Below are 20,832 nucleotides of genomic sequence, written 5' to 3'. Positions count from 1 at the left end.
TCAACGGAGAGAGGGCGAAGGACCTTCCGGTTCCGGGACGCGATTATTCCGCGGCGTATTCGAAGAACCAGTAATTGATGCGTTCATCGAGCCAGCCTTCCTCGCGCAATTGATCGAGGGCGGCGTTGAAGGGCGCGGCGAGATCGGAGCCGGGGGTGAGGATGAAGCCGAGCGGGTCGGACTTGATGCTCTCGCCGACCTGTTTGAAGGCCCCGGGATCGGCGCCGATATAGCCGGAGGCGGCGGCCTGGTCGGCAATGACGGCGTCGACGTCGCCGGCCTTGACCGCCTGCACGGCGGCGCCGAAGCTGTCGAAGGTCTTGACGCGCGGATTGGCCTCGTCGCCATCGAGAATGTCGTAGATGGCGGTATAGAATGAGGACGTGCCGGCCTGGGCGCCGAATAGCAGGTCTTCATCCTCGGCAAAGCTCTCGGCGCCGGTGATGCGCTCTTCATCGGCGCGGACGAGGAAATATTGCTCGACGGTGATGAAGGGATCGGTGAAGTCGATCTGTTCGGCGCGCTCGGCGGTGATGGTGATGCCATCGGCGCCGATATCGAACTGGCCGGTGCGCACCGATTCAATCATCACGTCCCAGGCGGTCAGATTCCATTCGATTGTCGCATTGAGGCGGCTGGCTACTTCGTTGACGACATCATATTCCAGCCCGATGCCATTGCCGTCCGCATCGGCGAAGTTCAGCGGATAATAGGCGTTTTCGGTGACGGCGTGGATGACGCGGCCATCGAGATCGGGCAGGTCCTGCGCCGCGACCGGCGCGGCGGCCAGCACCAGGGCGGCGCTGGCGAGAAGAGCGGAAATCTTGACCATCTGAATATTGTCTCCCGGAATGTTCCACCGGGAGACTAGACCAAGGTGGTCAGCGTTGTGAATGGGCTCCAGCATGGAAGAAGCCCGCCTCGTCAGAACCTTCCTCCTGGGAAAGGCGAAGAGTGGTTACGTCTGGTCGCTGCTGTCGGCTTGCGGGCCGTTGTTTTTAAGCGAGTCGATGGCGTTCTGGGCGCTGGCCTTCTGCTTGTAGCGTTCGGTGCGCACCATGATCTCGCCATTGGGGGCCACGAAGGTCACGTAGAATTGGTCATCGGTGGATTTCTTGATCTCGAAACGGTAGCCCGAACCGGTCTCGTCCCTGGACAGGTCGACAATGCCGGCGCCGGGCGCGTTCTTCTTCAGCGAATCAATGGCGCTTTTGGCGCTGGCCTTCTGCTTGTAGTTCTCCGACCAGAAGATTTTCTCCGCATTGTAGGAGAAGTCGAATTTGAACTGGTCGTTCGCCGCCGCGGTGATGTTGAACCTGTGTGCCATGACGCTGGCCTCCCGTGAGTCTGGTCCCAAGAGACTATCCAAAAAAGGCGAATTGGAAAGTCCCTCGTTTTCGGGCCGACACGGTTTCAGACCTGGTGAACTTGTCGACCCATGAGGACGGAGCGGCAAGGGCCGCGACCTCGTCCTTCGACAAGCTCAGGATGAGGTCTTCGACGGCTCGGGATGGGGCCTATGAAGCACCGGTCTGGCGGCGCTCCAGTTCTTCCAGCCTCTCGGCCAGTTCCTGCACCGCCTTGGTCAGGGGGGCGATGAACTGGTCGTAGCGCAGGGCCTGCTGGCCATCGGCGACGACATGGCCGCCGAAATTTGCGACGCCGCTCGCCGAAAGCGCCTCGGCCACCTGCTGGGCGACGAGGCCGTAATGCACATCGCCATCGTCCGCGATCCAGGAAAAGCGCACCGGTTGCAGGGCGCGGATGAAATCGAGGCCGAGATCGGACGGCGCGATGTTGGTCTTATGCCGGGCATCCGAGGTCTGGATGGTGCCGGTGGCCGCCCAGATGGCGGACCAGCGGGCGCCGCTGGCCCCCAGGCTGACATTATTGTCGGTGGCGGGGCGGAGCGGGCCGGACATGGTGACGGCACCGGTCGCCGCATCGATGGTCACGGCATTCATCCAGTTCGACCCATCGGGGCTGACCTTGATACGCCAATGATCGTCGCCCATCAGCCCCATTTCGGCATGGCCATGCCAATTGGACTGGAACAGCAGGCTGGCGGTGTCGGCGGTGGCGGATTTGTTGAGCTTGAGCTGGTGGCCGGCGCCGGCATGAGTCAGGAGCGTGGCCTCGGCGGCGACGGCGAGGCGATTGGTGCTGTCGGCGGAGGTGTTGACGCCCAATTGCGGCAGGCCGGCACCAAGGCCGGCCACCGGCACCCAGGCCGCGCCCGAATAGATCAGCAGCGCGCCGCTTTGCCGGTCGAAGACCTGCCAGCCCTGGGCCGGATCGTAGAAGCGCCAGGCGCCGGACTGGAAGGCGGCGATCTCGTCGGCATGGCCGGCCCAGAAGCCGCTGGCCCCGGCGGGAACGATCCAGGCCTCGCCGGGCAGCGGCGTGGCGGGCGGGGTGGCCAGCGAGGCCGATTGCACGATCGGCTGCACCAGGGCGTCGAGGCGCTCCAGGGCATCGTTATGAGTGATGTGCTTGAGGGCCTGGCCGGCCATGATGAAGGGCAGGTCGAGGCGGGCGGTGTGATCCATGAACAGGCTCCAGGTTCGAATGGAGCCTAGTGTGAGCGGAGAGGGGATGGTGGGGATAAGTGGCGGGATCGATGCTCACACCATTGCCACGCTCCGCCGCTGCGTCAGCAGGAAGGCCAGGATGAAGCAGGCGCTCATCAGCAGCACGATGGTGGGGGCGGGGGCGCTGTCGAGGAAGAAGCTCAGATAGACGCCGAGCAGGCTGCAGGAGACCGAGATGGCGGTCGCCACCAGCAGCATGATGCCGAAACGTCTGGTGACCAGGAAGGCAATAGCGCCGGGGGCGATCAACAGGCCGATGACCAGCACGATGCCGACCGCCTGCAGCGCCCCGACCACGGTGAGCGAGATCATGGCGAGCAGGCCATAATGCAGCAGACGCGTCGGCAGGCCGATGGCGCCGGCCTGTTGCGGATCGAAGATGAAGAGCATGAGATCGCGCCATTTAGCGACGATCAGCGCGACCACAACGAGAGCGATGATCGAGGAGGTGACGAGGTCGCCCATGCCGATGCCCAGCATATTGCCGAACAGGATATGGTCGAGATGCACATCGGTGCGGATGGCGGTGTAGAGGACAATGCCCAGCCCGAACAGGCCGGCAAAGACCACGCCCATGACCGTATCTTCCTTGATGCGGCTGTTTTCCTTGAGAAAGCCGACCGACAGCGCGCAGACCATGCCGGCGATGAAGGCGCCGATGCCCAGGGGAATGCCGACCACATAGGCCAGCACCACGCCGGGCAGCACCGCATGGGAAATGGCGTCGCCCATCAGCGACCAGCCCTTGAGCACCAGGAAGCAGGAGAGCAAAGCGGTGGGCACGGCGACCAGCACGGCGATGAGCATGGCCTGGACCATGAAGCCCATCTGGAACGGCCAGAGCGCGATGTCATACCAGGCCATCAGCGGGTCTCCGTGGCGATGCGGCGGCGGGCGGCGAGCAGGCCGTGCCGGGGGGCGAAGACGAAGGCGGTGAGAAAGACCAGGGTCTGCAGCACCACGATGACGCCGCCGGTGGCGCCATCGAGGAAATAGCTGAGATAGGCGCCGATCGCGGAGGTGAGAACGCCCAGAACAATGGCGATGACAATGAGGCGCGAGAAGCGGTCGGCCAGGAGATAGGCGGTGGCGCCGGGGGTGACGACCATGGCGATAACGAGGAAGGCGCCGACGGTCTGCATGGCGGCGACGGTGGCGGCGCTGAGCAGGGTGAAGAATACAATCTTGAGCGCATCGGTCTTGAGGCCAATGGAGCGGGCATGGCTTTCATCGAAAAAGGTGACCATGAGGTCCTTCCAGATGACCAGCATCACCCCCAGCGTCACCGCCGAGATCAGCACCAATTGCAGCGTGTCCTCGGGGGTGATGGCGAGGATATTGCCGAGCACGATCGATTGCACATCCACCGAGACCGGCGAGACCGAGACCATGAACAGGCCGAGCCCGAAAAAGGTGGTGAAGATCAGCCCGATAACGGCATCCTCGCGCAGTTTGGTGCGCTGGGAGAGGAACAGCATGGCGCCGGCCGCCATGCCGCCCGACAGGAAGGCGCCGAGCGAAAAGGGCAGGCCCAGCATATAGGCGCCGGCGACGCCGGGGACGATGGAATGGCTCAGCGCATCGCCGATCAGCGACCAGCCCTTGAGCATCAGATAGGCCGAGAGAAAGGCGCAGACGCCGCCGACCAGCGCCGAGACCCACATGGCATTGACCATGTAATGATAGGAAAAAGGTTCGAGCAGGGTTTCGATCATTTGCCATTGCTCGATTGCTGATGGGTTTCGCGACCCTTTTCGCCATAGAGAACCAGCGGGCGTTCATCATCGGTCAGCACCGAGAGATGGCGCGGATCGTCATCGGCATGCAGGCCTGGACCGGCCAGCACGAAATGGCGCAGCACGCCGCCGAAGGCCTCCTCAAGCCGGTCGCGGGTAAAGACCTCCTCGGTGGGGCCATGGGCGAGCACCGTGCCCTTGACCAGGACGGTGCGGTCGCAGAATTCGGGGACAGAGCCCAGATTATGGGTGGAGACCAGGATCACCTTGCCCTCGTCGCGCAGGGCGCGCAGCAGGGCGACGATGGCGTCCTCGGTCTTGACGTCGACGCCGGTAAAGGGCTCGTCGAGCAGGATCACCTCGCCCTCCTGTGCCAGGGCGCGGGCCAGGAAGACGCGCTTTTTCTGGCCGCCGGACAGCTCGCCGATCTGGCGCCTGGCGAAGCCGGTCATGTCGACGCGGGCCAGGGCGTCGGCGACCTTGTGCCGGTCGAGGGGCCGGGGCATGCGGAACATGTTCATGTGGCCGAAACGGCCCATCATCACCACGTCCTCGACGAGGACCGGGAAATTCCAGTCCACTTCCTCCGATTGCGGCACATAGGCGACCTGGTTACGCCGCTGCGCCTTGCGCCCTTCCTGACCAAGAATGGTGATGGCGCCGCCAGCCAGGGGCACGAAGCCCATAATGGCCTTGAAGATGGTGGATTTGCCGGCGCCGTTGACCCCGACCAGCGCGGTGATGGAGCCGCGCGGCGAAGCGAAACTGGCATGGCGCAGGGCGGTGGTGCCGTTGCGATAGGCGACGGTGATATCCTTGACCTCGATGCCGGGGGCCGCACTCATCGGGTCAGGCCCGCGGCGATGGTGCTGGCGGTGACGCGCAGCAGGTCGAGATAGGTCGGCACTTCGCCGTCGGGATCGGACAGGGAATCCACATAGAGTACGCCGCCATATTCTATGCCGGTTTCGCGGGCGACCTGCTCGGCGGGCTTGGGGGAGATGGTGGATTCAGAAAAGATCACCGGAATATCATGTTCGCGCACGGCGTCGATCACGGCGCGTACCTGGCGTGGCGTGCCCTGCTGGTCGGCATTGATCGGCCAGAGATAGAGCTCCTTGAGGCCGAAATCGCGGGCGAGATAGGCAAAGGCGCCTTCCGAGGTCACCAGCCAGCGGCGATCCTCGGGAATGTCGGAAAGAGCGGCGCGGATGGGCTCGATAGTGGCGGTGATGTCCGCGGCATAGGCGGCGGCATTGGCGGCATAGAGATCGGCATTGGCCGGATCGGCGGCGGCCAAGGCGGCGCGGATATTGTCGACATAGATCAGCGCGTCGTTGGGCGACATCCAGGCATGGGGATTGGGTTTACCCTCATAGGGCCCCTCGCCAATGCCGATGGGCGCGATGCCCTCGGTCAGGACCACATTGGGCACATCCGGCAGATTGTCGAGAAACTGGGCGAACCATTGCTCGAGATTGAGCCCGTTCCACAGCACCAGATCGGCATCCTGGGCGGCAAGCAGGTCGCCGGGCGTGGGCTGATAATTGTGAATCTCGGCGCCGGGCTTGGTGATCGACACCACTTCCGCCGCCTCGCCGGCCACATTGCGCGCCATGTCGGCCAGGATGGTGAAGCTGGTGACCGCCTTGATGCGCTCCTGAGCCATGGCGGGAAGCGCCAGGGCCAGCGGCGCGGCAAGAATGAGGGCGGTGACGAGGCGACGGTGCATAAGGCTCTCCGAACTGAACAAACGAAGAGATAGTGCAATTGCAAATCATTTGCAACTAAAAGTCTTGTGCCTGATTGAGCATGAAAAATGCTTGCCACCGGTGCTGCACCCGTCCTACTCCGACGCCATAGGAGTGGCGCGGTGGCGCCCCGATCCCGTGAGCGCAGAGATAAAAAACGGCATGGTCAGAAATTTAGAGCGCGGTGCAGCCTGGATAGCGTTGGGGGCCTTACTGATCGGCGCCAACTTGATCGGCAATCTGTCGGCCTATCTCTATGCCGCAACGCTGGTTTTCATCTTGCCAGCTCTGCTTACGGACAATGCCGCAAGACAGCATATGTGGCGCCCGGAATCTGCGGCGTATCTTCTGGCCTTCTTGTTGCTTCTGGTAGCATTTGCCCTGTCGGCGCAGGATCTGTCCGATATGCAATATATTGGGAACTTCATATTCTTTCTGATGTTCATCCCGGCAATCGCCACGTTTTCAACCGTCGCACGTCCTCAGGCGTCATTCTTGTTCGCTGCATTCGCATTGGCCGGAGCGGCGGTTTCCCTGGCCGTGGCAATCTACGAAGTCCGGGTTCTCGGTATTGGTCGCGCCGTCGGCTTTCTAAACCTCACCAATCCGTTCGCTATGGCCTCGGTGATGCTGGGTTTCCTCTCGCTCATGGGGCTGTTCGCTCGCAAGGGCGTCTGGCGTTTCCTGTTTCTTCTGGGACCCGTGTTTGCTGCGGGCGCGACAACCTTGGCCGGTACGCGCAACGCCATGGTGATGATGGCCTTTCTCGTCGTCCTGTCAGCCGGATTTTGGGCCGCAATGCTGCAGGGTCGCCACAGGTTCTATTTCTTGGCGGCATGCGCGGCGCTCGGCGCCACCTTGGTGGCTCTAGTAGCTCTGCTTAGCGGCCAGGTTCGGGCGCTGTCAGCATTCCAAGCGCTTGCGACCTTCGCAAACCAAGGTCAGGCTATTGATTTTTCTACTGAAATCAGACTCAATCTATACTACGGCGGCCTGCGCGCGTTTCTGGAATCGCCCATTTACGGACATGGCTGGTGGCACCATGTGGAAGCCGCAAGACCGTATATGAGTGAGTTAGTGCAGCAAAACACCGTCCGCTGGTCGCACCTTCACAATGATTATGTGAATTTTTCTGCGCTGGCCGGGATATTGGGACTTGGTGCCTACCTCCTCTATATGGCCATCCCGGTCGCCGGCGCCATCAAATCCGTCCGAGACAACCAATATGTGCCGCGCCTATTTGGCGCCTGCGTAATCGCCAGTTGCTATGCTGTCTTTGGGCTTTTCGACACAAGTTTTTCCATGGAATTACTGCTGGGGTTTGGTCCGGTGTGTACAGCTGCCTTGCTGGGCTTCTGCGTGGATCAGCCTTGGCCGAGCCGATTGTAAGGAAAGCTCTGCCCATGCATATCGCCCTGACTTTCGACGCCAATTTCTGGGCGCCGGCCTATGCCACCATGCGTTCGGTGTGCCTGTTCACCAAGCGCCGCGAGGAATTGGTGTTCCACCTGTGCCATCGTACGCTTTCGGATCAACATCGTTCCGATCTGACGGCAATCACCCGCGAATTTCCGGTGACGCTCAAATGGTACGATCTCGATCAGTCGGACATGTTCCGCGATCTTGCCGCGCGCATGCCGGAAAACAAGCGGTTGTCGAACATTGTCTATGCGCGGTTGATGATCGATCGACTGGTCGGGTCCGAGGTGGAACGCATACTCTACCTCGATTGTGACATGCTGGTCCGCGACGATATCGGCCAGTTATACGACATCGATCTGGGCGAACATGCCATCGCCGCCGTGCGCGACACAGTCGGCGCGTTTATCACCGGAAGGCGGGATCTCAAGAGCAATCGTGATCTGTTCGATCCGGCCGAATATTATTTCAACGCGGGCATGGTACTTATCGATGTCGCAAAGTGGCGCGCGGCCGACGTCATCGGACGCATGGAAGAGGCATATGCGTCCGGTGTCATGCAACGGATTTATTACGACCAGGATTTGCTCAATCTTGTCTTCATGGGCCGCTGGCTGAAGCTACCTTGGCGGTGGAACACCATCGATGCCCGCCATGCCCATGAAGGGCTCGATCCGGCGATCCTGCATTATACCGGCCACAACAAGCCGTGGGGCATTTTCTCGGGAATGTTGCAGACGGTGGCCTACGCGCAGCTCTATCGTCACGTGATGACCAATGAACTCTTCTATCGCTTTGCGCGGCACCGGTGGAAGCGTTGGTGGCTGAAACGGCTGGGATTGCGGCGTTAGGCGGAGGCTGGCTCGAGGTTTTCGCGGGCGCATAGAGCAGCAAGAGCGCTGCCCTGCTGGGGCAAGGGCATATCGGCGCGGCCGCGGTCGGTGAGCTGGCTGCGCCAGAGATGGATGCCCAGCGTTTCGGGGCGGATGGCCTTTTCCAGGCTCGAGCCGGACTGCATGAGGGCCGGAATATCCTTATAGGGCACTGGGTAGAAGGTAGAGGAAGGGCGCACCTCTGCGGTCAGGCCGTGCTTGTTGATGTAATAGGTCAGCGCCATGGGGCCGGTGGCGCCATATTGCATGTGCTCGGGCGTTACCCGGTCGCCGAACAGCCGGCGAATGGCGACTTCGGCGCGGCGGAGCGGCGGCAGATGCGGCTCGAGGAGCGGGCGCGGCCCATCCGCGAAGATGGTTTCGAGATCGTCCAGCACCGGGGCATCGGCGGGAATATGCAGCACCGCGCCATTGACCGAGCCGGGATGTTCCCAGGCCATGAGATAGGCGGGCGGCCCTTCGATGGGGCGAACGCAATAGACATCGAGATCGGCATAGACGCCGAGCCCGGCGCGCAGCACTGCATAGCGGAAATGGTCGGAAAAGACGCCGGGCGTGCCGCGCCCCTTGTAGAAGATCAGTTTTTCCTGCGGCAGTACGCTGGCAGCGTCGTGCCATTCGGCGCCGGCGGGGAGGTTGGCGAGAGGCTCGTAGGAATAGACGGCGACGGGATGGCCCTGGCGAAGGAAGGAGCGAATGCAGAGCACTTCCAGCCAGCTCAAAGGGCCGTGCCAGAAGCTGACGATTTTGGGCAGGATCATGTCGGTCCGCGGGCTGGGCATTTGCAGCCTCTAGCATAGAGGCCGGCGCCGCCCAAATGGAAAAGGCCGCGCCCGGGCGGCGCGGCCATCATGGTCAGTTCGCCGGGGCGCGGCGGCGATATTCGGAGGCGATATAGAGGACGAGCAGGGCGAAGGCCGCGCCGATGCCGACCTGCAGCCAGTCGAATTTCTGCAGGAAGTCGGTGATGAAGAGCGTGGCGTCGAACGGCACCTGCCCTTCCCAGACCCGGTCGAGATGATCGACGGAAACCGGCATCTGGCTGCGATATTCGAGATAGGCCCAGGTGCGGGTGGAGAAGGGATGCAGGCCTCCCAGGGTCACCCATTCCAGCGCCGAGACGATGGTGGGCAGAAGCAGGGCCAGCGGAATGGCCCAGCGGCCCACGGCACTGCCCATGGCGCCGACCAGGGCCATATAGGGAAGGTACCAGAGCAGGCCGCAGACCATGACCACGAGGAAGACCAGGGCCATCTGGAAATAGATGCCGACAATGCTGCCCAGCAGCGCGCCGCTGCCCAGCCCGGCAATCATGGTGGTGACATAGGCGACGCCGAACATCAGCAGGATGCTGACCAGGCCTACGGCAAAGATTGAGCCGGGCAGGATGGTCAAAGCGGCGGCGAGCTTGCTGAGTAGCACCTTGAAGTCGGAAACCGGCATGGATTTCCAGAACAGCATGGCATTGTCGCGCTTGTCGGCGGCAAAGCCATCGGCACAATAGAAGAATAGCACGAAGCCGAGATAGGCCAGCCAGGCGGCGGCCAGGCCGGCAAAGCCGGCCTCGAACACCCAGGTGGGCACCACGGTCAGCAATTGCCCGGAAAAGCGGGTGTCGAGGCGGTCGACGCTGAAGGCCAGCAGGGTCAGCGCGAAGACGATGACCACCAGCACCAGCGGAGCCAGGAAGAAGGCGCCGCGATGCTCGATGAACTCGCGGTGGACAAGGGCGAAGAAAGCCTTCATCGGGCGGCCTCCGGATTGGCGGTCGGCCGCTGCATGAGGGCCACGAACAGGTCGGACATGGTGGGGGTGGAAACCCGGCCCAGTGGCGCGATCAAGGCGCGATCGACACCGTCATAGATCATCACCGTCTGGCCGAAGCGGGTTTCCTCATAAACCGGATGCAGGGCCCGCGCCTGTTCCTGCAATTCCGGCTCGCTGACCACGAGCTGGGAGAATTTCTCGCTGATCGTTTCCATCTGCATGTGCAGGATCAGCTCGCCATCGCGGATGAACATGATGTCGGAGAGCATGAACTCGATCTCGTCCACCTGATGGGTGGTGATGATCAGGGTCCGCTCCTCGGTCATGTAATCCTCGAGCAGGCGGCGATAAAAGCGCTTGCGATAGGTGATGTCGAGACCGAGCGTCGGCTCGTCCAGCACCAGGAGCTTGGCATCGATGGCCATGACCACGGCCAGATGCAATTGCGCGATCATGCCCTTGGAGAGGGTGCGGATTTTCAGTTCCGGCTTGATATCGGTGCCTTCGAGGAAGCTGCGGGCCTTTTCCGGGCTGAAATTGGGGTGGATATTGGCGAGCAGGGCGAAGAGCTCGCGCACCCGCAGGAAGCGCGGCAGGCTGGCGACATCGGAAATGAAAGCGACATTTTCCATGAGCCGGGCGCGCCGGGCGAAGGGGTCTTCGCCCAATACCCGGATAGTGCCCTCATAGCTGGTCAGGCCCAGCATGGCGTTGAGCGTCGTGGTCTTGCCGGCGCCATTATGGCCGATCAGGCCATAGATGCGTCCCGGCGGAATGTCGAAATCCAAGCCCTGCAGGATCTGCTTGCGGCCGAAGGACTTCCTGAGCCCGCGGGCGGAAACGATGGCGTCGCTGGAGGGGGAAAGGTCGGTCATTTTTGCGTGCCTTCCGGCTGGATGTCATCTTTGAGCAGGCTGGAGAGGTCGAGTTCCAAGGCCCTGATCTGCGCGGCGATGCGCGGCCAGTCGTCCTTGAGAAATTTCTCGCGCTCATGGCCGAGCAGACGAATGCGCGCGCCTTCGGTGACAAACATGCCCAAGCCTCTCCGTTTTTCGACCACACCGATCTCGACCAGGGCCTCGAAGGCCTTGGTCACCGTCAAGGGATTGACCGAGAGTTCCGCCGCAATCTGGCGAACCGAAGGCAGGGCATCGCCCTCCCCGACCTGTCTGCGCAGGATCATCTCGATCAGCCTTTGCCGGATCTGTATGAAGATCGGCTGACTGGCGTGAAAATCGTCCATCTGTATTGCCTACCTAGTGTGCTATATATCTAGCACACCGAGACAGCCTGTCAAGCGGTTACGAAAATGACGCTCAGCCGACGAGAACCGGATGGGTGCAGCGGACGCCATGGACGCGGATATCGGCCTCGCCAATGCCAAGGCCCAAAGGGGCCAAAGCGGCATTGACGGTGAGATCGAGCACCGGGCTAAGGGGGAGGAGCAGAGTGCCCAGGGCCTGAACGATGGCGCTTTTCGAGCCTGGGCCCAGCCCGAGAATTTCAGGCTCCAGATGCAGATTGCCCAATAGGCTGCCGAAAAGCGAGGTGGCAATAGTCTGGGTGCGGGCGGTCCTGACCACGCCAGCGGCGATATCGGCGGAGCTGAAATCGAGCCTGATGGCGCTGGTTTGCGCCGCCTCGACCAGCCCGGCGGCGGTGACGCGCAATAGCAGCGCGTCGATGAGGCGGACGGGCGCGGTGCTGGGCGTGGCGCCGAAATCGGTGAGAACGGCATCGCTCATGTCCCCGACTGCGAGGCGCAGCAGGCCGGGACGCACGGCGATGCTGGCTTCCCCTTTCGGCGCGCCGGTGCTGGGACAACTGGCGGCGACGATTATGGCTTCGGAATGGGCGAGATCGAGCCAGAGCGGCAGCTTGACCCCGGCCCCGGCCAGCAGGGTTCCGCCGAGCAATTCGGCGCGCAGTCGCAGCCGCGTCTGCGCGGTGCGCAGCACGGTGCCGCTGGGGCCGATGGCGAACCAGCCGCCGCCTTGTGCCGGCTCGCCCACATGCAGGGAGAGATTGAGCTTGGCGAGGCCCGGGACATTGGCGCTCAAGGGCAGCGAGATCTGGTTCTTGCCGTCGGCGACGATAGCGGCGCCGGACAGGATATCGAGCGCCGACAGGGAAATGCCGAGCCCCCCGGAGCCGCCGGAGCCGCCGGAGCCGATGGAGTGCCGGCCCAGGGCGCCCAGCGACAGGAGCTTGCCGATGGAGAAGGAATTGCCGGCGCCGCCCAGGGCCAGCGAGGTCAGCAGGGCGCGCGAGGCGTCGCCGCTGAGGCTGGCCAGCGCCGCGGCCGTCATGCCGGAGCCGGCGCGCATGGCCAGCAGGTCATCATAGGTGCCGGCATTGACGCCCAATTGCTGGGCCAGGGCGTCGAGAAAGGCGAAGGCGTCGACCCTGGTGGCGGCGAGAGCCTGGTAATCCATGGCGCTGAGGGAAATGCTGGTGCCCAGCAGGGCGCCGAGAATGGTGTTGACGAGGCCGCCATTGAGGCTGGCCAGCCGGGAGCCGATGGAGAAGGAGACCTCGGGCCGGACCGCCGCGACGCCGCGCACGCCAATGGCGGGCGCGGCGGCGAAGGTGCTGGCGAAATAGAGGGCGCCGGAGCGCTGCAGCGACACTTCCACGGCGTTGAATGGGGCCATGCCAGGCTGGAAACGCTGGTCGACCTGGGCAATTTCGGGGTCGTAATGGCCGGGAACGACGCTCAGCCCCTCCGTGCTGGCCGGGGCGAGGAGCCGGGCCTCGACCAGCACGGATTGAGCGATTTCGACGGCCCTTGAGGGGTCCGACGCCGCCGAAATAGCCGCCAGGTCGACCCCGGCCTGCATCTGCCGCCGCTCATGATAGAGGGCGGCAGCGTCCACCGCCAAGGCCGAAACCAGGGCGGAAAGCGTGAAGCCGAAGGCAAAGAGCAGCGCCATATTGCCCCGCTCATCGGCACGGAAACGACGCCAGCTCATAGCCCGCCCCGGCGGATGGTCGCCCAATGGACAATGTGCGGGCTGGGCAGCGGCAAGGGCGGATAGAGGTTCCAGATGGGCAGGTCGCTGGCGTCGTAACTGACCCTGACCAGATATTGGTCGCGATTGTCCTCGGCGACCGCGACATCGTAATCCAGCAGCAGCGGGTCGATCAGCATATAGACCCCGCCATTGCGACGCAGATAATCCCGCGCCAATCTTTGACCTTCAGGGGCATCGACCCCGGCAATGGCGGTGCGGGCGGCATCGGCGGCCAATTGCTGGATGGCATGGGCGGCACCGAAATAAATGCCATAGGCCAGCATGCCCATGAGCATCAGCAGAAAGACCGGGGTGAGGATGGCGAATTCGATGATCGCGGCGCCATGATCGTCGTCGGCCCAATGGTGCGGGCGCAGAACCATGCCGGCCTCCCGTACTGGTTTGTCCGCCCCGATTGTGGCCCGATCCGCTGCCGGCCCGGTGAAGGCGAGAGCCGGTACAATTGCGAGCCCCGAAGCGGGTTTGTCCGCATGGCGGGGAAGCGGGCGGGGTTTCCCCCACGCCCCTCTTCGGGTTAGGGAAAGGCAGGTTCGAGGTTCACCATTGAGCGCCCGCAATTATCTCTTCGCCCAGACCGACAATGATGCGGCCCTGACCCGGCTGATCGCTACGGTGGCAAAAGCCACCGGCTTCATGAAGGGGGCGCCCGGCAGGACGCCGCCCGGCTGGCACCGGCTGGGACAGGACAACCGGGCCTTCCTCGACACGCTTTATGCGCGACTGGAGGCGAGCTATCCGCAGGCCGGGCAGCCTTTTTACGCGGTGCGGCTATGGACCAATCTCACCTGGCAGCCGGCCTATCTGGCGGTGATCGCGGTGCACCTGCATGGCGCGCTGCCCGAAGTGTCGCAGCTCTCGCAAGCGCTGCACAACATCTATGTCGATGATTATCGCCTGGAGCCGGGGCCGCAATATCGGGCCGATATTGAAGCGATGATCGCGCGGGCGGGACCGGAATTACGCGCCCATGCCGATGCGGTCTTTGCCGAGATCAATGCGCTGACCAAGCTCAAGCGGGTTCCGGCGCTGCAATTGCTCGCCGAGCGAATGCTGACCCTGATGGTGCGTTTGCAGCATTTCAAGCCGCAGACCAGCCTTGCCGAGCAGCAATATTTCTGTGGCCTATGGCTGGAGGCCATGGGGCTGACCGGCCAGGGCGGACTCGAAACGATCGAGCTGCCCGATGGAAGGCAGACGGCCATCGTGGCGCGCAAGGGCTGCTGCCTCGACTACCTGGCCACGCCCGGCAGTTACTGCGCCTCCTGCCCCAAACAGAAAAAACCGGTGCGCATCGCCCGGCAGCGGGACAATGCCTGGGCGGAACTGGAGATGCTGGAGGGAGAGAGCGGTTCAGCCTAGCTCGAACCGCCTCCCCCGCCGGGGAGAGCTGAGGCCCCGCGCTATTCGGCCGCCTGTTTTTCCCGTTCGGTCCGCTGGTCGGTGATCGCCAGGGGTTCGTCGGCATCATCCTTCTTGCGGCGAATGCGCAGGCGCTTGATGCGGCGGCTGTCGGCAGCGAGAATCTCGAATTCGAAGCCGTCGAGCCCCTTGACCCGTTCGCCGCGCTTGGGCACGTGGCCGGCCAGCACGAAAACCAGGCCGCCAATGGTGTCGACATCCTCGCCGGATTCACCGGGGTCGAAATCCGGGCCGACCATGGCGCGGACGTCGTCGAGTTCGGCCCGGGCATTGGCGACGAAAAGATCGTCCCCGACCTTGCGGATCAGCGCCGCGGCGGTGACGTCGTGCTCGTCCTCGATCTCGCCGACCACCGCTTCGAGCAGGTCCTCGATGGTGACCAGGCCATCGGTGCCGCCATATTCGTCGACCACGATGGCCATGTGGGTGCGGCTGGCGCGCATCTGCTGCAGGAGGTCGGCCGCCGGCATGAAGGTGGGCACGAACATGGCCGGGCGGGTAATGCCCAGCTTGCCCAGCTTCTGGCGCAAAGCGGCGGAGAGCAGCTTGACCGGAACGTCCTTTTCCGGATCGTTGACCGGCTCGGTGATCTTGGCCAGCGCGTCCTTGATGTGGATGAAGCCCTTGATGTCGTCGAGCCCGTCATCATAGACCGGCAGGCGCGAATGGCCGACCTGGCGGAACTTGGCCAGGAGCGTGCCGAGATTGATGTCGGACTGCACCGCCTGGATGTCGGACCGCTCGACCATGACGTCGTCGACCGACACCTGGGACAATTTCAGCACGTTTTGCAGGATGACGCGCTCGCTCTCGGAGAAATCCCCCGGCTCGGCGCTGCCGTTTTCTTCCAGCGCCTCTTGCAGATCGTCGCGCAGGGACACCGTCCGCAAGGTCATCAGGCCCTTGAGGCGGCTCCACAGGCTCGGCCCCCGCGATGACGCGGGGGCGGGACTAGAGGGAGGTTCGGGGTTTTCGGCCACCCTTGGGGCCATGGAATCGCTGTCGCTCATTCATCTCGCGCCGCAAACGCGCGGCTCTGTTGTCCAATGGGACGAAAATGCTCCGCCATGATGGGAGTTCCCGGCGGAATTCAATCGGCATAGGGATCGTCTATCCCCAACCTTGCCAATATCTGGGTTTCAAGACCCTCCATTTGAAGGGCCTGGTCTTCCTCGAGATGATCATAACCCAGAATATGGAGAAATCCATGCACGACGAGGTGGGTGAAATGATCATCGAGGCTCTTGCCAAGTTCGGCGGCCTCGCGCTCGAGGGTTTCGTGGGCCAGCGTGATGTCGCCGAGCAGCCCCATGACTGGGCCGAAGGGCTCGATCTGGGGAAAGCTCAGCACATTGGTGGCCGAATCCTTGCCGCGCCATTGCCCGTTAAGCTGGCGCTGCTCCTCGTCGTCGGTGAGCAGCACCGAAATTTCGGCGACGCCCCTGACCTTGGCATTGGCGCCCGCCAAAGCCGCCAGCACCGCCTTTTCCGCCAAAGCGTCGAAACGATCGGGCCAGCCCGCCGCATTGCGGATGACGGCGATTTCCAGCGGCAGCTTGGTCAGTTGGCACTTCCTTCGGCGGCATGCTGCCGGGCGAGACGGCGGGCCGTATCCTGCTCATAGGCCCGCACGATCCGCCCCACAAGGGCGTGGCGCACCACGTCCTTGTCGCCGAAGCGCAGGACATGCACACCCTCGACGCCATCGAGCAGATTGACCGCTTCCACCAGCCCCGATTTCTCGCCGCGCGGCAGATCGACCTGGGTGGGGTCGCCGGTGACGATCATCTTGGAATTCTCGCCCAGGCGGGTGAGGAACATCTTCATCTGCATGGAGGTGGTGTTCTGCGCCTCGTCGAGGATGACCACGGCATTGGCCAGGGTCCGGCCGCGCATGAAGGCGAGCGGGGCGACCTCGATAATGCCCGAGGTGATGCAGCGCTCGACATTTTCCGGCTTCATCATGTCGTAAAGCGCGTCATAGAGCGGGCGCAGATAGGGATCGACCTTTTCCTTCATATCGCCGGGCAGAAAGCCCAGGCGCTCGCCGGCCTCGACCGCCGGGCGGCTGAGGATGATGCGGTTGATGTCGCCGCGTTCGAGGAGCGAGGCGGCATGGGCCACCGCCAGATAGGTCTTGCCGGTGCCGGCCGGACCGATGCCGAAAACCAGCTCGCTCCGCTCCATGGCCCGCATATAGGCGTCCTGGGCCGGGGTGCGGGCGACAATGGTGGATTTGCGCGTGGCGATCCGGGCCATGCGCACCTTGCCCTTGCGCTCCAGCGTCGGCAGGGTCAGCTGGCTGTCCTCGGTCTCGATCATGCGGATCACCGCATCGACATCGGCGATGTCCATGGCGCGGCCTTCTTCCAGCCCCGCATAGAGCGATTCCAGCACCCGCCGCGCCTGATCGACCTTGCTGGCCGCGCCCTTGAGCAGCACGTGATTGCCGCGCGGCGTGGCGGTGACGGCAAGCCGCTGCTCGATAAGCGCAAGGTTCTGATCGAAATCGCCATAGAGCTGGGCAGCCAGGCGATTGTCTTCAAAGGCGAGTTCGAGTTGCGATGCGAGGGCGTTATCGGCGGTCGGTGGCAAGTGCCTGCTCAAACTTTCTCGGCTCCCGAAGGGACGCGCGGACTGCGCTGTCTATGCGAAACGAGGCTAGGATGATTTGGGTTCGTTGTCTGTAGATATTTTGTGACACTCCGCCCCGGCGCCAAGCACGAGGTCCATGGGCAGGCGGCCGGCATTGGCGTCAGGCCGCCACCGCCTGTTTCAGCCGTCCGACCAGCGAATTGGTGCTCGTCCCGATGATCTCGACCTCGTGGATGGCGCCGATCAGCTCATTGGGGCCATCGAGATGCACGGCCTGCAAATAAGGCGAGCGGCCGCCGACCTGGCCCGGCATGCGGCCGACGCGCTCGATCAGCACCGGCAGAGTCTTGCCAACACAGGAAGCGTGGAAAGCGGTGGTCTGCGCATTGACCAGTTCCTGCAATCGATGAAGCCGCTCGGTCTTGACCTCTTCGGCGACCTGATTGGCAAGGTTGGCGCCGGGCGTACCGGGGCGGGTCGAATATTTGAAGGAATAGGCCGAGGCATAGCCGGTTTCGCGGATGATGGTCAGCGTATCCTCGAAATCCTGGTCGGTTTCGCCGGGAAAGCCGACGATGAAATCGCCTGACAGCGCCATGTCGGGCCGCGCCTGCTTGATGCGCTCGATCAGCGTCAGATATTCGGCGCTGGTATGCTTGCGGTTCATGGCTTTCAGAATGCGGTCGGAACCGGACTGCACCGGCAGGTGCAGATAGGGCATGAGCAGAGGCAGGTCGCGATGGGCGGCGATCAGGGCCTCGTCCATGTCGCGGGGATGGCTGGTCGTGTAGCGCAGCCGTTCCAGCCCGGCGATCTCGGCGAGTAGATAGGCCAGCTCGCCCAGGCCGACGCTGCGGCCGGCGGCATCCCGGCCGTGATAGGCGTTGACGTTCTGCCCGAGCAGGGTGATTTCCTTGACCCCGGCATCGACCAGCCGGCGCGCTTCATCCAGCACCTGGGAGACCGGGCGGCTGACCTCGGCGCCGCGGGTATAGGGCACGACGCAAAACGAGCAGAACTTGTCGCAGCCTTCCTGGACGGTGAGGAAAGCGGTGAGCCCGCGGGCCAGGATAACCTCTTTTTTGGCCGCCGGCAGATGGGCGAATTTGTCCTCTTCGGGAAAATCGGTATCGATCACCGGTTTCTTCAGGCTGGGATGCATGTGCCGCTGGCCCTCGGCCCGGGCCAGCATGTCGGGCAGGCGGTGATAGGCCTGCGGGCCGAAGACCAGATCGACCACCGGCGCGCGGCGGGCGATTTCCTCGCCCTCCGCCTGAGCCACGCAGCCGGCGACCCCGATCATCATGTCGCCGCCCAGGGCGCGGCGCTCGCCCTGCAATTCCTTGAGCCGCCCCAGTTCAGAAAACACCTTTTCCGAGGCCTTTTCGCGGATATGGCAGGTATTGAGCAGGACCAGATCGGCCTCGGCGACATCCTGGGTCGGCATATAGCCGTGCGGAGCCAGGGCATCGGCCATGCGGTCGCTGTCATAGACGTTCATCTGACAGCCATAGGTCTTGATGAACACGCGCTTGGGCGGGGTGAGAGGCGGAGTTTCCATTTCGGTCATGGCGGCTTATTTACCAGACGCAAAGCCGTGATGCTATTCCCTGCAACCACGATCCTTCTTGTGTGTTGTACGACACTGGAGGATCTAGACCATGTCTGAGCATAAAACCAAAGCCTCGGATGCCGCCGCGGCCATGCGCGGCGGAAAAAAGCCGGGGCCGAGGGACGCCCCGGTGCAGGTGCGCCCCGCCGGACCCGAGGGAATGGCCGAGCGGCCGGAAAAATGGGATGACATCGACGAAGCGGTAGACGAAAGTTTCCCGGCAAGCGACGCCAGCGCCAAATATTGATTGGCGAAAGGGCCGTACCGCGAAGGGATTGGGGCATGGCGGACACGAAGGTCCGAGACGAGAACACGCTTCACGTGACGGATCGTTCGCGCCCGGTCGCCTTCTATCTCATCGCGCTGATGCTGGCGATCCTGATCCCGGCCTTCGCGGTCACGCTGGTGCTGCTCAACCGCACCAACGACGCCCAGCAGGACGTGTTGCGCGGCCTGACCCAGACAACGGTGCAGGCCATGGGCCATTCGGTGGACCGCGAGATTGCCGGCATGGCCACCACATTGCGGGTGCTGTCCACCTCCGCTTTCCTGCGCAATGGCGATCTGTCGGAATTCAACGACCGGGCCGTGCTGGCCCTGGCCGGCACCGGCGCCTATCTCCTCGCGGTGGACGGGGAAATGCGGCAATTGCTCAATACCCGGGTCGCCTATGGCAGCGAGCTCAGCCTGACCTCGGACCCGGAAACCGTCGCCCTGGCGCTGGAGCGCGGCGCGCCTACCATTTCGGGCCTGTTTTTCGGGCAGACCGCGCGCAGCTATGTGTTCAATGTCTGGCTGCCGGTGGAGGATAGTGGCGAGGTGAAGGCGATCGCCCTGACGCAGAACGCCCGCAATCTGGTACCGGCGCTGCAATCGCGGCAATTGCCGTCCGGCTGGCATGCCGCCCTTATCGATCGAAGCAATATGGTGCTGGCCGCCACCCCGGATACCGGCCTCGATATCGGTGAAACGCTGCCGCTGCGCCAATTGCAGCAGACCGGCACCGGCGAGTGGACCGAGGAGGATTTCGACGGCGAGGCGGTGGTAACGGCCGAATGGCGCTCGAATCTTACCGGCTGGCGCATCGTTGCCTGGGCCGCGGCATCCCAGGTGCAGAAGCCCCTGCAGGAATCGCTGCTGCAATTGGCCGCCTGGGGACTGATGATCGCCCTTGCGGCATCGGCGGTGTCCTTCCTGATCGCCCAGCGCATCGGCCGCTCGGTCAAGGGATTGCAGCTGGACGCCGCCCGCATGGGCCGCGGGGAGGCGGTCTATCCGCGCTCCTACCCGGTCCTCGAAATCGCCGAAGTCTCCAAGGCGCTGGCCGAAGCCTCCGAGCAGCGGCAGATCGCCGAGCGCGATATCCGCTTCCTCATGCGCGAATTGGCGCATCGCTCCAAGAACCAGATGGCGGTGATCGCGGCCATGGCCAAGCAGACGGCACGCGGCGCCACCGACGTGCCCTCCTATGCCCAGGCACTCGAGCACCGCATCATGGGACTGGCGCGTTCCACCGACCTGCTGCTGGCTCATGGTCGCGCCGGCGTCATGCTGCGCGACCTGATCGCGGAGCAGCTGGCGCCTTTCCGCCCTCCCGACGAGCGGGACCGGATCGAGGGGCCGGACCTGCGCATCAATCCGCAGGGCGCGCAGATTCTGGGCATGGCGCTGCATGAACTGGCCACCAATGCCACCCGTTTCGGCGCCTTTGCCGATCCGCAAGGCCGGCTGGCGCTGACCTGGACAACCCACCAGGACGAGTTGGAAATACGCTGGCGCGAGACGCTGGGCGGCAAGCTGGTGGACAGCAACCGCTCCGGCTTCGGCACTATCGTGCTCCGCACCATGGTGGGCGGGGCGCTGGGCGCGCAAGTGGACCGCACCGTCCACGACGATGGCGTCGAATGGGTTTTTATCGTGCCGCTGACGGCGCTCGATCCGGCCTTCGCCGCTCCCCGGCCGGACGAGCAGGTCCCGAATCAATAAATTCTGGCTTTCGCGGCGGGTTTGCCCT

Annotated in this window: 22 protein-coding genes; 5 read left to right on the top strand and 17 right to left on the bottom strand. The window is 63.5% G+C overall.

Features of this window, described 5'->3' with window-relative positions:
* Nucleotides 1–43: 43 nt before the first annotated feature.
* The 7 genes from O9Z70_RS15925 to O9Z70_RS15890 all read right to left on the bottom strand — a co-directional run bounded on the left by O9Z70_RS15925 (nt 44) and on the right by O9Z70_RS15890 (nt 6,059).
* Nucleotides 44–832, bottom strand: a complete 789-nt coding sequence (locus tag O9Z70_RS15925; RefSeq protein WP_286020418.1) for a substrate-binding periplasmic protein — start codon at nt 830–832, stop codon at nt 44–46.
* 126 nt (nt 833–958) lie between these two features.
* Nucleotides 959–1,327: a YegP family protein gene (locus O9Z70_RS16355; protein WP_502870140.1), complete on the bottom strand. Its 369-nt coding sequence runs from the start codon at nt 1,325–1,327 to the stop codon at nt 959–961.
* Nucleotides 1,328–1,517: 190 nt separating this feature from the next.
* Nucleotides 1,518–2,549, bottom strand: a complete 1,032-nt coding sequence (locus O9Z70_RS15910) for a DUF2793 domain-containing protein (RefSeq protein WP_286020417.1) — start codon at nt 2,547–2,549, stop codon at nt 1,518–1,520.
* 75 nt (nt 2,550–2,624) lie between these two features.
* Complete coding sequence (locus O9Z70_RS15905; protein WP_286020416.1) at nt 2,625–3,455, bottom strand: metal ABC transporter permease; 831 nt, start codon at nt 3,453–3,455, stop codon at nt 2,625–2,627.
* Complete coding sequence (locus tag O9Z70_RS15900; RefSeq protein ID WP_286020415.1) at nt 3,455–4,306, bottom strand: metal ABC transporter permease; 852 nt, start codon at nt 4,304–4,306, stop codon at nt 3,455–3,457. The genes O9Z70_RS15905 and O9Z70_RS15900 overlap by 1 nt, the downstream gene beginning before the upstream one ends.
* The gene (locus O9Z70_RS15895) at nt 4,303–5,172 is read right to left on the bottom strand and encodes a manganese/iron ABC transporter ATP-binding protein (protein ID WP_286020414.1); all 870 of its coding nucleotides are present in this window, start codon (nt 5,170–5,172) and stop codon (nt 4,303–4,305) included. Before O9Z70_RS15895 ends, O9Z70_RS15900 begins: the two co-directional genes overlap by 4 nt.
* The gene (locus O9Z70_RS15890) at nt 5,169–6,059 is read right to left on the bottom strand and encodes a metal ABC transporter substrate-binding protein (protein WP_286020413.1); all 891 of its coding nucleotides are present in this window, start codon (nt 6,057–6,059) and stop codon (nt 5,169–5,171) included. Before O9Z70_RS15890 ends, O9Z70_RS15895 begins: the two co-directional genes overlap by 4 nt.
* A gap of 157 nt (nt 6,060–6,216) precedes the next feature.
* On the opposite strand from O9Z70_RS15890, the gene O9Z70_RS15885 reads away from it, so the two are divergent.
* On the top strand, nt 6,217–7,467 hold the full coding sequence (locus tag O9Z70_RS15885; protein WP_286020412.1) for an O-antigen ligase family protein: 1,251 nt from the start codon (nt 6,217–6,219) through the stop codon (nt 7,465–7,467).
* A 14-nt stretch (nt 7,468–7,481) separates the two neighbouring features.
* A complete protein-coding gene (locus O9Z70_RS15880) occupies nt 7,482–8,348 on the top strand; it encodes a glycosyltransferase family 8 protein (RefSeq protein WP_286020411.1) in 867 nt (288 codons plus the stop codon).
* On the opposite strand, the gene O9Z70_RS15875 is transcribed toward O9Z70_RS15880, so the two are convergent.
* From O9Z70_RS15875 to O9Z70_RS15850, 6 genes are all read right to left on the bottom strand, one after another.
* Nucleotides 8,345–9,172, bottom strand: coding sequence for a hypothetical protein (locus O9Z70_RS15875; protein WP_286020410.1), 828 nt, complete (start codon nt 9,170–9,172; stop codon nt 8,345–8,347). The genes O9Z70_RS15880 and O9Z70_RS15875 overlap by 4 nt on opposite strands.
* Before the next feature lie 73 nt (nt 9,173–9,245).
* Nucleotides 9,246–10,136 (bottom strand): hypothetical protein, encoded by an 891-nt coding sequence (locus O9Z70_RS15870; RefSeq protein ID WP_286020409.1) that lies wholly within the window; start codon nt 10,134–10,136, stop codon nt 9,246–9,248.
* Nucleotides 10,133–11,032: an ABC transporter ATP-binding protein gene (locus tag O9Z70_RS15865; protein ID WP_286020408.1), complete on the bottom strand. Its 900-nt coding sequence runs from the start codon at nt 11,030–11,032 to the stop codon at nt 10,133–10,135. Before O9Z70_RS15865 ends, O9Z70_RS15870 begins: the two co-directional genes overlap by 4 nt.
* Entirely contained in the window at nt 11,029–11,400 is a 372-nt protein-coding gene (locus O9Z70_RS15860) for a GntR family transcriptional regulator (RefSeq protein ID WP_286020407.1), read from the bottom strand. Before O9Z70_RS15860 ends, O9Z70_RS15865 begins: the two co-directional genes overlap by 4 nt.
* Before the next feature lie 73 nt (nt 11,401–11,473).
* Nucleotides 11,474–13,129, bottom strand: coding sequence for a pilus assembly protein TadG-related protein (locus O9Z70_RS15855; RefSeq protein WP_286020406.1), 1,656 nt, complete (start codon nt 13,127–13,129; stop codon nt 11,474–11,476).
* Complete coding sequence (locus tag O9Z70_RS15850; RefSeq protein ID WP_286020405.1) at nt 13,126–13,554, bottom strand: TadE family protein; 429 nt, start codon at nt 13,552–13,554, stop codon at nt 13,126–13,128. The genes O9Z70_RS15855 and O9Z70_RS15850 overlap by 4 nt, the downstream gene beginning before the upstream one ends.
* 181 nt (nt 13,555–13,735) lie before the next feature.
* Here O9Z70_RS15850 and O9Z70_RS15845 point away from each other — a divergent pair, with 181 nt between their 5' ends.
* On the top strand, nt 13,736–14,551 hold the full coding sequence (locus O9Z70_RS15845) for a siderophore ferric iron reductase (protein ID WP_286020404.1): 816 nt from the start codon (nt 13,736–13,738) through the stop codon (nt 14,549–14,551).
* Between the two features lie 41 nt (nt 14,552–14,592).
* Here O9Z70_RS15845 and O9Z70_RS15840 read toward each other — a convergent pair whose 3' ends face one another.
* From O9Z70_RS15840 to miaB, 4 genes are all read right to left on the bottom strand, one after another.
* Complete coding sequence (locus O9Z70_RS15840; protein ID WP_286020403.1) at nt 14,593–15,507, bottom strand: hemolysin family protein; 915 nt, start codon at nt 15,505–15,507, stop codon at nt 14,593–14,595.
* 194 nt (nt 15,508–15,701) lie between these two features.
* Entirely contained in the window at nt 15,702–16,175 is a 474-nt protein-coding gene (ybeY, locus tag O9Z70_RS15835; protein ID WP_502870205.1) for an rRNA maturation RNase YbeY, read from the bottom strand.
* The gene (locus O9Z70_RS15830) at nt 16,172–17,206 is read right to left on the bottom strand and encodes a PhoH family protein (protein WP_286020401.1); all 1,035 of its coding nucleotides are present in this window, start codon (nt 17,204–17,206) and stop codon (nt 16,172–16,174) included. The genes ybeY and O9Z70_RS15830 overlap by 4 nt, the downstream gene beginning before the upstream one ends.
* A gap of 160 nt (nt 17,207–17,366) precedes the next feature.
* On the bottom strand, nt 17,367–18,776 hold the full coding sequence (gene miaB, locus O9Z70_RS15825; protein ID WP_286020400.1) for a tRNA (N6-isopentenyl adenosine(37)-C2)-methylthiotransferase MiaB: 1,410 nt from the start codon (nt 18,774–18,776) through the stop codon (nt 17,367–17,369).
* Between the two features lie 91 nt (nt 18,777–18,867).
* On the opposite strand from miaB, the gene O9Z70_RS15820 reads away from it, so the two are divergent.
* Nucleotides 18,868–19,065 carry a hypothetical protein gene (locus O9Z70_RS15820; protein WP_286020399.1) on the top strand — a complete coding sequence of 66 codons (198 nt, stop codon included), beginning with the start codon at nt 18,868–18,870 and terminating at the stop codon, nt 19,063–19,065.
* Between the two features lie 35 nt (nt 19,066–19,100).
* Nucleotides 19,101–20,804, top strand: a complete 1,704-nt coding sequence (locus O9Z70_RS15815) for a sensor histidine kinase (RefSeq protein WP_286020398.1) — start codon at nt 19,101–19,103, stop codon at nt 20,802–20,804.
* Nucleotides 20,805–20,832: the final 28 nt, after the last annotated feature.

It is taken from the genome of Devosia sp. YIM 151766, from assembly GCF_030285925.1.
Classification (GTDB): domain Bacteria; phylum Pseudomonadota; class Alphaproteobacteria; order Rhizobiales; family Devosiaceae; genus Devosia.
The sequence above is the reverse complement of the archived record's forward strand: the minus strand, read 5'-3'. Positions and strand labels throughout refer to the sequence as shown.

Excerpts from the sequence above, each read along its gene's own strand:
- O9Z70_RS15925 (WP_286020418.1), bottom strand. The coding sequence starts at position 832 with ATGGTCAAGATTTCCGCTCTTCTCGCCAGCGCCGCCCTGGTGCTGGCC.
- O9Z70_RS16355 (WP_502870140.1), bottom strand. The coding sequence starts at position 1,327 with ATGGCACACAGGTTCAACATCACCGCGGCGGCGAACGACCAGTTCAAA.
- O9Z70_RS15910 (WP_286020417.1), bottom strand. The coding sequence starts at position 2,549 with ATGGATCACACCGCCCGCCTCGACCTGCCCTTCATCATGGCCGGCCAG.
- O9Z70_RS15905 (WP_286020416.1), bottom strand. The coding sequence starts at position 3,455 with ATGGCCTGGTATGACATCGCGCTCTGGCCGTTCCAGATGGGCTTCATG.
- O9Z70_RS15900 (WP_286020415.1), bottom strand. The coding sequence starts at position 4,306 with ATGATCGAAACCCTGCTCGAACCTTTTTCCTATCATTACATGGTCAAT.
- O9Z70_RS15895 (WP_286020414.1), bottom strand. The coding sequence starts at position 5,172 with ATGAGTGCGGCCCCCGGCATCGAGGTCAAGGATATCACCGTCGCCTAT.
- O9Z70_RS15890 (WP_286020413.1), bottom strand. The coding sequence starts at position 6,059 with ATGCACCGTCGCCTCGTCACCGCCCTCATTCTTGCCGCGCCGCTGGCC.
- O9Z70_RS15880 (WP_286020411.1), top strand. The coding sequence starts at position 7,482 with ATGCATATCGCCCTGACTTTCGACGCCAATTTCTGGGCGCCGGCCTAT.
- O9Z70_RS15875 (WP_286020410.1), bottom strand. The coding sequence starts at position 9,172 with ATGCCCAGCCCGCGGACCGACATGATCCTGCCCAAAATCGTCAGCTTC.
- O9Z70_RS15870 (WP_286020409.1), bottom strand. The coding sequence starts at position 10,136 with ATGAAGGCTTTCTTCGCCCTTGTCCACCGCGAGTTCATCGAGCATCGC.
- O9Z70_RS15865 (WP_286020408.1), bottom strand. The coding sequence starts at position 11,032 with ATGACCGACCTTTCCCCCTCCAGCGACGCCATCGTTTCCGCCCGCGGG.
- O9Z70_RS15860 (WP_286020407.1), bottom strand. The coding sequence starts at position 11,400 with ATGGACGATTTTCACGCCAGTCAGCCGATCTTCATACAGATCCGGCAA.
- O9Z70_RS15855 (WP_286020406.1), bottom strand. The coding sequence starts at position 13,129 with ATGAGCTGGCGTCGTTTCCGTGCCGATGAGCGGGGCAATATGGCGCTG.
- O9Z70_RS15850 (WP_286020405.1), bottom strand. The coding sequence starts at position 13,554 with ATGGTTCTGCGCCCGCACCATTGGGCCGACGACGATCATGGCGCCGCG.
- O9Z70_RS15840 (WP_286020403.1), bottom strand. The coding sequence starts at position 15,507 with ATGACCTTGCGGACGGTGTCCCTGCGCGACGATCTGCAAGAGGCGCTG.
- miaB (WP_286020400.1), bottom strand. The coding sequence starts at position 18,776 with ATGACCGAAATGGAAACTCCGCCTCTCACCCCGCCCAAGCGCGTGTTC.
- O9Z70_RS15820 (WP_286020399.1), top strand. The coding sequence starts at position 18,868 with ATGTCTGAGCATAAAACCAAAGCCTCGGATGCCGCCGCGGCCATGCGC.
- O9Z70_RS15815 (WP_286020398.1), top strand. The coding sequence starts at position 19,101 with ATGGCGGACACGAAGGTCCGAGACGAGAACACGCTTCACGTGACGGAT.